The following is a 14834-nucleotide window of genomic DNA, read 5'->3' as shown; positions in this document are numbered from 1 at the left end:
TGAATATCTTCTTCAGTTACTGAATAAAGAAATGAGATTTTTATAAAAGTTTTAACTGCATAGTCTTTATTGACTATGACATTATTATACTAGGGGGGATTAGGTTGGAAAATATTCGAGAAAAAGTTATTAATCTGACATCAGGACTTATAGAAATTTATAGTCCCTATTTTAATGAAGAAGAAATAATGAAATATGCGTATGATTGGCTAAAAAATAATAATATACCCGTTGAATATCACAGGTATGTTGAAAAAAAGATTACAAAATTTAAAGGAATAAATTTAGTAGGAAGTATTAAGGGAAAGGAAGAAGGGCTAAAAATATTACTTAATGGGCATTTGGACACAGTTACCTTAAGCCAAGGTTGGACAAAGGATCCTTTTAAGGCAACCATAGAAGGAGATAGACTATATGGTTTAGGTGCTTTAGACATGAAAGGTGGGTCGGCAGCAATAATGCTTGCTTTAAAAGCTTTCTTGCAAAATGTAAAGGATTTTAAAGGTGAAATAGTCTACACTCTAGTCTCCGATGAAGAAGGCCCCTATGGACTAGGGACCGATGCTACTATCCTAGATGGAATAACGGAGGATATTGACTTATCAATAGTAACAGAACCTAGTAGTGGATTTACAGATATTGAATTTCCCTGTCTATGTTTAGGAGCTAGAGGTGGTTATAACTATAAGATAAATCTTTATGGTAAAGCTAGCCATGCTGCCTCTCCAGAATTAGGAATAGATGCTATACTAGATGGTGCTAAACTAATATGCGAATTGAATAAATTAAAATTAAAAGAGGATCCTCAACTAGGCAAAGGCTCCTTGGTGGTAATTGAAACTTCAGGTGGGGGAGCAGCATGTAGTGTTGCAGAAGAATCTAGTTTTACAGTGTTTAGGCATGTAGTCAGAGGGGAAGATAAAGACTATTTAATCAAAGAAGTGGATGAAGCAGCCAAAAAGGCTAATATTAAAAGTCGATATGAAATAGAATTTAGAGAAGCTCCTCATGAAGGGGTAGATGGATTTAAACCCTATACAGTAGATGAGAACAATGAATTTACAAAGTTATTTCAAGAAACCATTAAGGAAATAACGGGAACCTATGGAACTATAGCCTATTTTTCTAGTATGGGGGATTTTAACTATCTAGGTACTAGGACTGGAGCCCCTACATTCATTTTTGGCCCCTATGGCCAAAATTATCATTCTTCCGATGAATGGGTTTCAATTGACAGTTTAGTTAAGACTACTCAAGTAATATATAGTATATTGGTAAAACTTTTAAAAATTTAATAATAAAAATGAAAAAAGCCATTATTGGTAAATGAAGCCAATAATGGCTTTTTTCATTTTACTGTATAAATTTTATATTATTACAAAAAATATAGAAACCTGGCAAATATGAAAGGAGGTAAATAATTTGAAAAAGTTTACTGTAACCACTTTGATTCTAGTATTAGTATTCCTGTCCATACTTATGTTTTATGAACCAAATAATATTCTACAAGAAGCTACCAATAGATCCAATATGTTCTTTGCACCTCAAGTACTTTATTGGGGAACTCAAGGGCAGGATGTGAAAAATGTTCAATGGCAATTAGTAAAATGGAAATATTTAATTGGAGCCGTAGATGGCATATATGGGCCAGAAACCTATAGAGCAGTAAGAAGGTTTCAAGCTAAAAACGGGCTTAGAGTAGATGGAGTAGTTGGACCTCAAACAGCAGCAGCATTGGGAATAAATCTAACCAGTGCAGCACCTGCTTATGCTCAAGGAGTTAATAGAAAAGGAGACGAATATCTTTTGGCTAGAACTATCCATGGGGAGGCTAGGGGAGAACCCTATATAGGAAAGGTGGCAGTAGGAGCAGTAGTATTAAATAGGGTTAGAAGTCCTAAGTTTCCAAATACTGTAGCAGGAGTAGTATATCAGCCTTTAGCTTTTACAGCAGTAGCTGATGGGCAAATAAATCTAACTCCAGACAAGGATTCTATTAAAGCAGCAAGGGATGCCCTAAATGGTTGGGACCCTACCTATGGCTGCCTATATTATTGGAATCCAGCCACAGCTACCAGTAGATGGATTTGGTCTAGGAAGGTAACATTGAAAATTGGTAAACATTGGTTTGGACTATAGGAGGTGAGAGAAAGTGGATAGAAATAGAAGATGGTGGATAGCTCCAAGCATATTAGGCCTAGCCCTTATAATTTCCCTTGTTTGGGGTTATAACGAATATACAACTAAAAATGAACTAGGGGTGGCATTGGAAAACAATTATCAAAGATTATTTTTTGATGTAAAGAAACATTTGGATAATGTACAAGTAAATTTATCTAAGGCCATGTTGTCTAATTCAAGGGATCAAAATGTGTTGCTCTTATCCCAAATAATGAATGAGGCCTATTTTGCACAAGACAAACTAGGGCAAATGCCCATAACCCATGCAGAAACTGCCAAAACAGAAAAGTTTTTAAATCAGGTTGCAGACTATAGCTACTATTTAATCCAAACTCATTTACAAGGGAAACCTGTAACCAACGAACAGATGGCATCATTAGCCAATCTTCAGCAGAATTCTGCTACCTTCAATGAAGAACTGGCTAAACTTCAATCAGAATTATCAGATAAAAATTTCTTATTCGGTTCTCTAAATGACCGACAGAATAAAAAGGTTCAGGAAGGAAACGAAAAGGTATTTCAAACTACTTTAGTCAATATTGAGAAAAATATGGCAAAAACTCCAGAATTGATCTATGATGGACCTTTCTCGGATCAGATGATAAACCGAAAACCTTTAGGATTAGAAAATAAAAATATATCTAAAAGTCAAGCACAAAAAATAGCTACAGAATTCTTTGGAGCCAATAAAGTTAACGACATAACTGTCTTTGAAGAAGGAGAGGATTCATCGGAAGTTAGGATACCTTCCTATACTTTCAATCTATATCCTAGAAATACTTCCAAGGAGTTGGCAGTATATATGGGAGTATCTAAAAAAGGTGGCCACGTACTATGGATGGCTAACCCAAGGCCAGTAGCTAAAGGAAAATTATCTATAGAGGAAGCTCAAAACAAAGCCCTTGAATATTTAAGACAAAAAGGTTTCGATAATATGGAACCCAATTATTATTTAAGATATGATGGAACAGTATTATTTAACTTTGTATATAAGGAACAGAATATAACCATTTATCCAGATCTAGTAAAGGTAAAAGTGGCTTTGGATAATGGAGAAATAGTAGGGTTTGATGCCTCAACCTATTATTTAAATCACCATAATAGAAACATTGAAGAACCTAAGTTAACTTTAGAAGAAGCCAGAGAAGAGGTAAAGACGGATTTTGATATAAACTCCTCTAGACTTGCATTGATTCCTAAAGGAAAAAATGAAGTACTATGTTACGAATTTAAAGGTAACTATAGAGGGGCAGATTATATAGTCTATATCAATGCCTTAACTGGCAATGAAGAACAAATACTACAGCTAATTAAAAATGAAAATGGTACATTAACCTTTTAAGCTTTAAATTTCTTGCTTAAAATAACAGTTGTAAAAACCCCCTAATATTAATAAAATATAATAAAAGGGGGTTTTTTTATGGATGACAGACCAATTGGAGTATTCGATTCAGGAATTGGTGGATTAACAGTATTAAAAGAAATAATGGAACAACTACCAGGAGAAGATATAGTATATTTTGGAGATACAGCTAGAATTCCCTATGGGACTCGTTCTAAAGAAACAGTAATAAAGTATTTCTTTCAATCCGTAAGGTTTTTATTGACAAAGGAAATAAAAGCTATAGTAGTAGCTTGTAATACAGCATCAGCTTTAGCTATGGAAGAAGCTCAAAAAGTTTTTGATGTACCTATATTAGGAGTTATAGAACCAGGAGCCAAAGCTGCAGTTTCCGCTACTAGAAATTCGGTAATTGGAGTAATAGGCACAGAAGGAACAATAAATAGCCAGTCCTATCAAAGAAAAATAAGAAAGATGTTGCCCTCTGCAGAGATAATAGGAATCCCCTGCCCTCTATTTGTACCAATAGTAGAAGAAGGATGGGAAAGCACAGATGTGGCATTTATTACAGCAAAAAAATACTTATTAGAATTAAAAGAACATAATATAGATTCTTTAGTTCTTGGCTGCACCCATTATCCAGCCCTTCGCTATACCATCAATAAAGTGTTGGGAGATAAGGTGACAATGGTTAATCCAGCCTATGAAACGGCTAAAGCTGGAAAGATAATGCTAAAGGAAAAAGGCTTATTATCCAGTAAACTAGATGGAGGGAAATACCATTATTATGTAAGCGATGACCCTGAGAAATTTAAAAGAATTGGAGGCAATATATTAAGAAAAGAAATAGCCTCTGTTCAAAAAGTAAATATTGAAAATTTATAGGCACATTAGGTGCCTATAATTTGGCTTTGAGTGCCTAAAATTCAGCAGAAAGGAGTCTTTATGAAAGATTTATTCTTTAGGGAGAATATACTGGAAATATTAGATTGTATAGAAGAAGGTATCCATATCATAGATAAGAATGGTAAAATAGCCTATTATAATCTATTTGCTCAAAAAATAGATGGCATAGATAGGGAGGAGGCTGTAGGCCGTCATTTGTTAGAAGTATATCCATCATTAAGTTATGAAACCTCAACTCTTTTAACTGTAATTAAAACAGGAAAGCCAATCCTTAAAAAAGAACAAACCTTCATAAACTATAAAGGAGAAAAGATAACTACCATTAACTCTTCCATACCTATTAAAAGTAACGGCAAAATATTAGGAGCTTTAGAAATATCCAAAGATATAACCCAGGTTAGAGAGATGTCTGAAAAGATCGTAGACCTACAGAGCAAACTATATAATAATTCTAAAGGGAAAACTAAAGAAGAAGAAATGGCTAAGTATACCTTTCTAGACATTATAGGGCAAAACAAAGAAATGTTAAAACTTAAACAAATAGCCTTGAAAGCAGCAGATAGCCATGCACCAGTTTTAATATATGGAGATACAGGTACAGGGAAGGAATTATTTGTTCATGCTATACATAATGCAAGCAATAGAAAAAACAAACCTTTTATTACTCAAAACTGTGCTGCTTTACCAGCCAATCTATTAGAAGGGATTCTATTTGGAACTGTCAAGGGAGGATTTACAGGAGCAGAAGATAGACAAGGCCTATTTGAATTAGCTAATGGAGGTACATTATTTCTAGATGAAATAAACTCCATGCCCTTAGAATTACAGTCAAAACTATTGCGAGTTTTACAGGACGGAAGCTTTAGGCCAGTAGGAGGAATTAAAAGTATTAATGTAGATGTAAGAATAATCACCGCTACCAATATACCTCCAGAAGAAGCAGTTAAGCAAAAATATTTAAGAAAAGACCTATACTATAGATTGAATGTTATAAGCCTAAATATTCCTCCTTTAAAAGAAAGGAAAGACGATATCCCCATATTAACTCAGCATTTTATAGATAAACTAAATAAAAAACTAGGTAAATCAGTAAAAGGAGTATCCAAAAAGGTAATGGATCTATTTATTTCCAACCCTTGGGAAGGAAATGTAAGGGAATTGGAAAATCTAATAGAAGGAATTATGAGTATATACGACATAGAGATAATAGATATAGAACATCTACCGACAAAATTCAAGCAGATTAAAGATTTAGAGGGGAGTCTATCCCTAAAAGCCACTTTAGAAAATATAGAAAGGGAATTGATAAAAGAAGCTTTAGAAGAAGCAGAATACAACATTAGCTATACTGCAGAACTATTAAACATTCCTCGACAAACTCTTCAATACAAAATATCCAAATATAATCTAAAATAACTATAATAAATTCCTCTAAAGGGTGCCAGGCAACCTTTAGGGGAATTTATTTGCCCAAAATTAGGCAATAAATTTGTATGTTTATATATTTATCAGCTTATAACCTTAAAATTCAGTCATTTCAAACTTTGTGAAAATTGGCACAAAATTTGCATTATATTATATATGGCGATAAATTTCTAAGGAGGGATTTTTATGAGAAAAGGATGTCCATATGGTACTCATAGGGTAATTGAACCAAAAGGAGTACTACCACAACCTGCATTAAAAATTGATAATAGCATGGAAATTTATGACAACGAAATATTAATCGATGTACAAACGTTAAATGTAGATTCAGCTAGTTTTACTCAAATAAAAGAACAGGCAAAGGGAGACACTGAAGAAATTAAAAAGATTATGAAAGGCATAGTAGCTGAAAGAGGTAAACACCAAAATCCAGTTACTGGCTCTGGTGGTATGCTAATAGGGACTGTAGAGAAAATTGGACCTGCATTGGAAGGGAAAACCGACTTAAAAGTAGGAGATAAAATAGCTACTTTGGTTTCTTTATCCTTAACTCCACTTAGAATAGATGAATTCTTAGAAATAAGACCAGATGTTGATCAAGTGGATATCAAGGGAAAAGCTATATTATTTGAATCTGGAATATATGCAGTATTGGCTGAAGACCTACCAGAGAATTTAGCATTATCTGTCTTAGATGTAGCAGGAGCACCAGCTCAAACAGCTAAATTAGTCAAACCGGGAGATACAGTAGTAGTAATAGGTGGTACTGGTAAATCTGGAATGCTTTGCTTATATGAAGCAAAGAAAAGAGCAGGAGTAACGGGAAAGGTCATATGCATAGGATCTAGGGATGAAACCATAGCAAGAGTTAAGAATGCAAACTTAGCTGATGTCTACATAAAGGCAAACGCTACCAATGCAGTAGAATTACTAGAGAAAGTTAAGGAAGCAACTAATGGGGAAATGGCAGATATAGTTATAAATACAGTTAATATTCCAAACACTGAAATGTCCAGTATATTGCTTACAAAAGATGGAGGCATTGTATATTTCTTCAGTATGGCAACTAGCTTTACAAAAGCAGCCCTAGGAGCAGAAGGGGTAGGAAAAGACATAACCATGATAGTGGGAAATGGTTACACAAAAGACCACGCAGCTATATCCTTAGAACTAATGAGAGAGTCTAAAGAATTAAGAAGGATTTTCCAGGAGTTATACGCTTAGTCCATTGAAAAAAGAGGGAGGTTTTCACTGTGAGATCTTATAAAGATATTGAATTATGGAAAGATGTGACAGATGAAGAGTGGCATGACTGGCGGTGGCAGGTTAGAAATAGAATTACTGATGTGGAAGATTTAAAGAAAGTGATCAATATAACTGAAAAGGAAGAAAAGGAAATAGGTCAAGTATTAAGTAAGTTTAGAATGGGAATTACACCATATTATGCATCTTTAATGGATCCAGATGACCCAAATTGCCCTATTAGAAAACAAGCAGTCCCTACAATAATGGAAACCCACGAGAGTATAGCAGATATGGAAGACCCATTAGCAGAAGATGAAGATTCCCCTGTATCAGGACTTACCCATAGATATCCGGACAGAGTACTTTTCCTAATAACTGACCAATGCTCCATGTATTGTAGACATTGTACTAGGAGAAGATTTGCAGGACAAAAGGATTCAGGGGCACCTAAGGATAGAATTGATCAATGTATAGAATATATTAGAAACACTCCCCAAGTAAGAGACGTTTTATTATCTGGTGGAGATGCATTACTAGTATCTGATGAAAGATTAGAATATATTATAAAGGAATTAAGGGCAATTCCTCATGTGGAAATAATCCGAATTGGTACTAGGACCCCTGTAGTTATGCCTATGAGAATAACCGACGACTTAGTTAATATGTTAAAAAAATATCATCCTATTTGGTTGAACACCCATTTTAATCATCCAAAGGAGATTACAGAAACTTCAATAGCAGCAGCAAATAAAATGGCAGATGCAGGAATTCCACTAGGCAATCAATCCGTATTATTGAGAGGGGTCAACGATTGTCCAAATATAATGAAGGAATTAGTTCATAAATTGGTAATGATAAGAATTAGACCTTATTATATTTACCAATGTGATCTATCTATGGGAATAGAACATTTTAGAACTAAAGTATCTAAGGGTATAGAAATAATAGAAGCCTTAAGAGGACATACTTCAGGATTTGCTGTTCCAACCTTTGTAGTAGATGCACCAGGTGGTGGTGGAAAGACTCCAGTTATGCCTCAATACCTTATAAGTCAATCTCCAACTAAGATAGTATTAAGAAATTATGAAGGGGTTATTACTACTTACACAGAACCTCAAATTACAGAAGAACCATGTAATTGCCCTGTATGCAAAGGCGAAAGGGAAAGACATATGACCGGCGTAGCAGAACTACTCCAAGACCCAGAAGTAAAATCCATGGCACCAAGTAATTTAGAGAGAAAACAGAGGACAGTTTCAGCTAATTAACGATTTTAATTAATACACAGCACAATTAGACCCTAAATAACCGTGAACTATACATTGTCAATTGAAATAAGGGGTGATCTATTGTTACTAAAACATATCTATAATAAACACAAAATAATATCCATAGTCGGCATGGCTAAGAACAGTGGCAAGACTGTAGCGTTAAACCATTTAATTTATGAAGCTGTAGATAAAAATATAAAATTAGGCATTGTTTCCACTGGAAGGGATGGAGAATCCTTGGATTTAGTTACAGAAACGGAAAAGCCTAAAATATTTGCAGAAGAAGGAACCATAATTGCCACTACTACCGAATTATTGTCCTTAGGCGATGCTACTGTAGAAATAATGAGCATAACCCAATATAGAACCCCCTTAGGAGAGATTCTCATAGGTAGAGTGAAGGATAGTGGATATATTCAAATATCAGGGCCTCAGACTACAGCTGAAATAAAAGAAGTTGCAAATTTAATGATAGAATTAGGGGCGGAAATGGTGGTAATAGATGGGGCCATAGATAGAAGGTCTTCCGCCGCCCCTTCTATAACCGATGCCACCATATTATCTACTGGAGCTGTATTAAGTAGAGATATGAACAAGGTTATAGAAGAAACCATCCATATAGTGAACCTTTTTAACCTTCCTCAAATTGAAGATCCTAGGGAAAGAGAAATACTAGAAAAGGTTTTAAAGGATGGAGATATTGCTATTATAGACAAGGGTTTAAATATTCATCCTATAGAGATAAAAACCGCATTAAATTGTGGACATATTATAGGGGATCATATAGAGGATAATTCAAAATACATACTGATCCCTGGTTCCTTAGTAAAAAACACTGTGGAAGATATTATAAGATCAACAAATAGATATAAAAATGTGGATATAGTAGTAGCTGATGGAACAAAAATATTTATTCCACCCAAGGATTGGCTGAAATTTATGAGATATGGTATAAAAATAAAGGTATTAAATCCGATTAATTTAATAGCAATAACATTAAACCCTTATGCACCACAAGGATATTATTTTGAAGCTAGAGAGTTGTTAGAAAAAATGAGATATTATATAAAGGATATTCCGGTAGTAGATTTAGTATTAGGGGGTGAATAAAATGGAATTTATGGATGGGCATACGAAAGCATCTTTAGATTTTCAGTATATATTGAATAGGATAAATATTAAAACCCCCTATGGGAAAATCTACAAGGATAAAATGAGACCTTTTTTTAGAGGAGAAGAGGAAAAGCTAATAGAGGAATTAGAAAAGGTGGCAACCTATGCTAACTATGCTAAAAATAAAAGGTTTATGGGAGAAATAAACAATATACTCCATGGTATAAAGGATTTAAGAATTTCCATAAACAGAGCCAGGGATGGAGGAATTCTTTCAGAAATTGAATTGTTTGAGATAAAGAACTTCCTTTTTTTAATTAGAGATTTAAAGGAATACTTGACTGCCAGTCAAGTATTCCTATGGAAAGATATGACAATAGAACCAATAGAAAGTTTAGAAAAACTACTGGACCCAGAATCTACAGGTATTTCTACTTTCTATATATATGATGCCTATTCAGAAGAATTAAAGTCCATTAGAGAAGAAAAAAGGGAAGCAGAAAGAAGAATAAAAAGGGAGAAAAATAACTTAAAGGAAAAGATTGAAAAAGAGCTGGATATAAAATTAAATCCAGATGGTTCTATAATTATTCCTAAAGACAAAGGAGAAGTAATCGAAAAGTTAGAGAATTATCCTCATTTAAACTATGTATCGGAAACTTATATGAATATTAGATACTCTTTAAAAGCAACGGACACAATAACCCTATTGGAAAGAAAAGTCCTAATTCTTAAGGATAAAGAAGAAAAAGAGGAAATGGAGATAAGGAAATATCTTTCTAAAGAAATAGGCAAAAAAAGCAAAGCCCTTTATAAAAATATATCCAGTATTGGAAAGATAGATTTTATACTGGGAAAGGCTAGCTTTGGGCTAGAAATAGATGGGATCAAACCCCATATTATCAAAGAACACTCCATAACCATAGTAGAAGGAAGACATCCAAAAGTTGAGGAATCCTTAAAGAAAATAGGATTAGCATATACTCCTATAAGTTTAGAACTTAAGGAAGGGGTCACCTGTATTACAGGAGCTAATATGGGAGGAAAGACTGTCAGTCTTAAATTGGTAGGCCTGTTGACTTCCATGGCCCAACATGGTTTATTGGTTCCAGCCAAGGAAATGACTCTAGGGCTAAGCAATTTTATTAAGGCTTCCATAGGAGATTTTCAATCTACAGATAAAGGTTTGAGCACCTTCGGAGGAGAGATTAAACTAATTCAAGAGGCTATAGAAATATCAGAAAATAAAGGTTTAATATTAATAGACGAATTAGCCAGTGGCACCAATCCAGAAGAAGGCTATGCCATATCAAGAGCAGTAGTAGAATATTTACTAGACAAAAATTCTATAACCTTATTGACAACTCATTACGACAATATTGGAAATATGGATAAAGTAGTCCATCTACAGGTAATAGGCCTATCCCATATGGAATTAGATGAGTTAAAATTAGAATTGAAAAAAATCCAACCTGAGAAGATAAATCTAATAAACAGGCTTATGGATTACCGCCTAAGAACCGTAGATAAAACCAAACCAGTCCCCAAAGATGCACTAAACATAGCCAGAATAATGGGTTTAGATCCAAAGATAATCCATAGAGCGGAAAAAAGTTTAGAGGACTAACTTTAATAATTTAGGATTTAGGATGTACAATTTTGGGGTTAATTTTTTCAGATAATTGTGAACTGTCAATTGTGCATTCAAAAAAGGAGGTTGATATGTTTGAGCAAATTAAATCTTGATAAAAAATTAATCGATAGTTCAAGAAACGCAGCTAAACTAATAGCTGATGATGTGCAAAAATTTATAGATGAACATACTACCACTTCCACAGAAAGAACTATTGCTAGGTTATTGGGAATAGATGGTGTGGATGAAATAGACAAACCTTTACCAAATGTATTCATAGACAATATTAAAGAAGGTGGAGGATTAGAACGAGGTATAGCCTATTGGCTAGGTAACGCTATAGCACAAACTGGAGACAATCCCCAAGAAATAGCAGAAAAGATAGCTAGGGGAGAATTGGATATCACTAGGATATCAGCAGCTAATGAGGAAAAAATTCAAGATATTATATATGAAAAGGCAGAAGAAAGTATAGAAAAAATTAAAGTTAATAGAAACAAAAGAGAAGAATTAATCGACGTTTTAGGAGAAGGGAATAAACCCTATCTATATGTAATAGTGGCTACAGGAAATATATATGAAGACATAGAACAGGCTAAATCAGCAGCTCGTCAAGGAGCTGACGTAATAGCTGTAATTAGAACTACAGGTCAAAGTCTATTAGACTATGTGCCCTATGGTCCTACTACTGAAGGCTTTGGAGGAACCTATGCTACCCAAGAAAACTTTAAACTTATGAGAAAAGCCTTAGACGAAGTAGGAGAAGAGGTAGGTCGCTATATAAGGCTTTGTAATTATTGCTCTGGTCTATGTATGCCAGAAATAGCTGCCATGGGTGCTTTAGAAAGATTAGATATGATGCTAAACGATGCTCTTTATGGAATTTTATTTAGAGATATAAATATGCAAAGAACATTAATAGACCAATATTTCTCCAGGGTAATCAATGGATACGCAGGCATAATAATAAATACAGGAGAGGACAACTACCTTACAACAGATGATGCAGTAGAAGCAGCTCATACCGTATTGGCCTCCCAATTTATAAATGAACAATTTGCATTAAAAGCTGGTATTCCAGAAGAACAAATGGGGTTAGGCCATGCCTTTGAAATGGACCCAGAATTAAAAAATGGGTTTTTATATGAATTAGCCCAAGCCCAAATGGCCAGAGAAATATTTCCAAATGCACCATTAAAATATATGCCCCCAACTAAATATATGACTGGGAATATTTTTAAAGGCCATATACAAGATGCTATGTTTAACCTAGTATCCATAATGACCAACCAAGGAATCCAGTTACTAGGAATGTTAACGGAAGCCATCCATACTCCTCATTTACAGGACAGATATCTTTCCATAGAAAATGCTAAATATATTTTTAACAATGCTAAGGATTTGGGTAATGAAATTAGCTTTAGAGATGGAGGTATTATCCAAGGGAGAGCCCGTAAGGTTTTAAAGGATGCAGAAGAATTATTAAATGAAATAGCCAATAATGGATTGTTTTCAACTATAGAACAGGGTAAATTTGGCGGAGTAAAAAGATCTAGAACTGGTGGCAAAGGATTAGATGGAGTAGCTAAAAAGGATTCAGGGTATTTCAATCCATTTATTCAACTAATGGTTGGAGGTGGGAAATAATGGTGGATTTAACAAGGGTAAAACCCTATGGAGATACATTAAACGATGGAATGGTTCAATTGAGCTTCACCTTACCAGTACCCTATGGAGATGAGGCTAATGAAGCAGCCCGCCAATTAGCTAAAAAGATGGGACTAGAAGAACCTTCTGTAGTATACTCTAAGGATTTAGTAGGATATACCTATTTTATACTATATGGAAAATCCGTTCACACAGTAGACTATACTAAAATAGAAGTACCAAAAGTGGATTTAGATGTAATGAGTAAAGAAGAGGTAGAAGAATTTATAAAGAATAATATAAAAAGAGATATAGTAGTAGTAGGAGCTTGCACTGGCACCGATGCTCATACTGTAGGGATAGATGCCATTATGAATATGAAAGGTTATGCAGGCCATTTTGGATTAGAGAGATATGAGGGAATTGAAGCCTATAACCTAGGTAGTCAAGTCCCCAACGAAGAACTAGTAGCCAAAGCCATAGAGTTAGATGCTGATGCTATTTTGGTATCCCAAGTAGTAACCCAAAAAGATGTCCATATACCAAATTTAACCCAATTAGTAGAATTGCTGGAAGCAGAGGGAATAAGAGATAAGGTGATTTTAACCTGTGGTGGGCCAAGGATTTCCCATGAATTGGCCAAAGAACTAGGTTATGATGCAGGCTTTGGAACGGGAAGCTTTGCTGAGGACGTAGCAAGTTTTGTAGTTACAGAGATGGTAAAAAGGAATATGATATAAAATTTATCCTTTGGCAACCCGCTATAGGGTTGCTGTTTTATTTGTAGAAAAACTCAACCACTATGTCGATTTACCAAGTTAATGCAATAAAATACTAGATTTGAATTTATTTGACAATTGAGAATAAAAAAATTATAATAAAAATACACACAATAAAATCAAAAAAAGAAAGGAGAGTTGCCAAAGTGGAAAAGCAAGCAAAAGAATTTAAACCCTATATCTCTGCGGATAAGGTAATGCCAGAATTTACACCTACAGCAATCATTATTGGTATTATTATGGCTATAATATTTGGTGCTGCCAATGCCTATATTGGTCTTAGGGTTGGTATGACTATTAGTGCATCCATACCAGCAGCAGTAATCTCAATGGGTATTATCCGTGGAATTATGAAGAGGGAATCTATTTTGGAAAACAATATGGTACAAACCATAGGCTCTGCTGGAGAATCTTTAGCAGCAGGAGCAATCTTTACTTTACCAGCTTTGTTTATCTGGTCTCAGGAACTTGGGATGGCAGAGCCTAGTTTAATGAGAATTGTAATTATATCCTTAGCAGGAGGTATATTAGGTGCTTTATTGATGCTCCCACTAAGGAAAGCATTAATTGTAAACGAACATGGAGTCCTTCCTTATCCAGAAGGAACTGCCTGTGCAGAAGTATTAATAGCAGGAGAAACTGGAGGGGCAAAAGCTGAAACTGTATTCAAAGGCCTTGGAATTGGTTCAGCATTTAAATTTATTACTGACGGAATTAAATTGTTCCCTTCAGAAATAGAATGGGCTTTACCAGGATATAAAGGTGCAGCTATAGGTATGGATACGCTACCAGCTCTATTGGGAGTAGGTTTCATAGTAGGGCCACAAATATCTTCCTATATGTTATCAGGAGCTGTACTAGGTTGGTTAGTCCTTATACCACTTATAAGCCATCTAGGACAATATATACCAGATATAATTTATCCAGCTTCTGTGCCATTAATGGAGTTAAGCTATTGGGACATTTGGGACAATTATATTAGGTATATTGGTGCAGGGGCCGTTGCCTTTGGTGGTATCCTAAGCTTAGTCAAATCCTTACCTTTAATAATTAGAACTTTTAAAGAAGCTATGGGAGGATTAAAGAGTACTGCAGGTACATCTTCAACTTTAAGAACAGATGAAGATATGTCCATTAAATTAGCCTTAATAGGAGTAGCAGCTATAGTAATATTTATAGGAGCTACAGATTTTATACCGGTAGGTATTCCTGGAGCATTGATAATCGCAGTATTTGGATTCTTCTTTGCAACAGTATCTGCAAGACTTGTAGGTTTAGTAGGTAGTAGTAAT

12 protein-coding genes are annotated in these 14834 nt (G+C 34.7%); all 12 read left to right on the top strand.

Annotation, left to right across the window (positions count from 1 at the left end):
• The first annotated feature begins 104 nt into the window (after positions 1–104).
• On the top strand, positions 105–1295 hold the full coding sequence (locus C3E89_RS08885; protein WP_236912199.1) for a M20 family metallopeptidase: 1191 nt from the start codon (positions 105–107) through the stop codon (positions 1293–1295).
• 184 nt (positions 1296–1479) lie between these two features.
• Positions 1480–2139, top strand: a complete 660-nt coding sequence (gene sleB, locus C3E89_RS08880; protein WP_236913458.1) for a spore cortex-lytic enzyme — start codon at positions 1480–1482, stop codon at positions 2137–2139.
• A 13-nt stretch (positions 2140–2152) separates the two neighbouring features.
• Complete coding sequence (gene ypeB, locus C3E89_RS08875; RefSeq protein ID WP_236912197.1) at positions 2153–3523, top strand: germination protein YpeB; 1371 nt, start codon at positions 2153–2155, stop codon at positions 3521–3523.
• 78 nt (positions 3524–3601) lie between these two features.
• Entirely contained in the window at positions 3602–4408 is an 807-nt protein-coding gene (gene murI / locus C3E89_RS08870; protein WP_236912195.1) for a glutamate racemase, read from the top strand.
• 60 nt (positions 4409–4468) lie between these two features.
• Complete coding sequence (locus tag C3E89_RS08865; RefSeq protein ID WP_236912194.1) at positions 4469–5845, top strand: sigma-54 interaction domain-containing protein; 1377 nt, start codon at positions 4469–4471, stop codon at positions 5843–5845.
• A gap of 195 nt (positions 5846–6040) precedes the next feature.
• Entirely contained in the window at positions 6041–7078 is a 1038-nt protein-coding gene (locus C3E89_RS08860) for a zinc-binding dehydrogenase (protein ID WP_236912191.1), read from the top strand.
• Positions 7079–7107: 29 nt separating this feature from the next.
• A complete protein-coding gene (ablA, locus tag C3E89_RS08855; RefSeq protein WP_236912189.1) occupies positions 7108–8367 on the top strand; it encodes a lysine 2,3-aminomutase in 1260 nt (419 codons plus the stop codon).
• Positions 8368–8448: 81 nt separating this feature from the next.
• Positions 8449–9480 carry a hypothetical protein gene (locus tag C3E89_RS08850; RefSeq protein WP_236912188.1) on the top strand — a complete coding sequence of 344 codons (1032 nt, stop codon included), beginning with the start codon at positions 8449–8451 and terminating at the stop codon, positions 9478–9480.
• A 1-nt stretch (position 9481) separates the two neighbouring features.
• Positions 9482–11110: a MutS-related protein gene (locus C3E89_RS08845; protein WP_236912187.1), complete on the top strand. Its 1629-nt coding sequence runs from the start codon at positions 9482–9484 to the stop codon at positions 11108–11110.
• 93 nt (positions 11111–11203) lie between these two features.
• On the top strand, positions 11204–12763 hold the full coding sequence (locus tag C3E89_RS08840; RefSeq protein ID WP_442870612.1) for a lysine 5,6-aminomutase subunit alpha: 1560 nt from the start codon (positions 11204–11206) through the stop codon (positions 12761–12763).
• Entirely contained in the window at positions 12763–13503 is a 741-nt protein-coding gene (locus tag C3E89_RS08835) for an OAM dimerization domain-containing protein (protein WP_236912183.1), read from the top strand. Before C3E89_RS08840 ends, C3E89_RS08835 begins: the two co-directional genes overlap by 1 nt.
• Before the next feature lie 236 nt (positions 13504–13739).
• Positions 13740–14834: OPT family oligopeptide transporter (locus C3E89_RS08830; protein WP_236913457.1), on the top strand; the 1095-nt coding region annotated here is incomplete at its 3' end.

This window comes from Clostridium sp. Cult1, from assembly GCF_021655095.1.
Taxonomy (GTDB): Bacteria; Bacillota; Clostridia; order Tissierellales; family Tepidimicrobiaceae; genus Schnuerera.
This window is presented reverse-complemented; position numbering and strand designations above follow the sequence as displayed.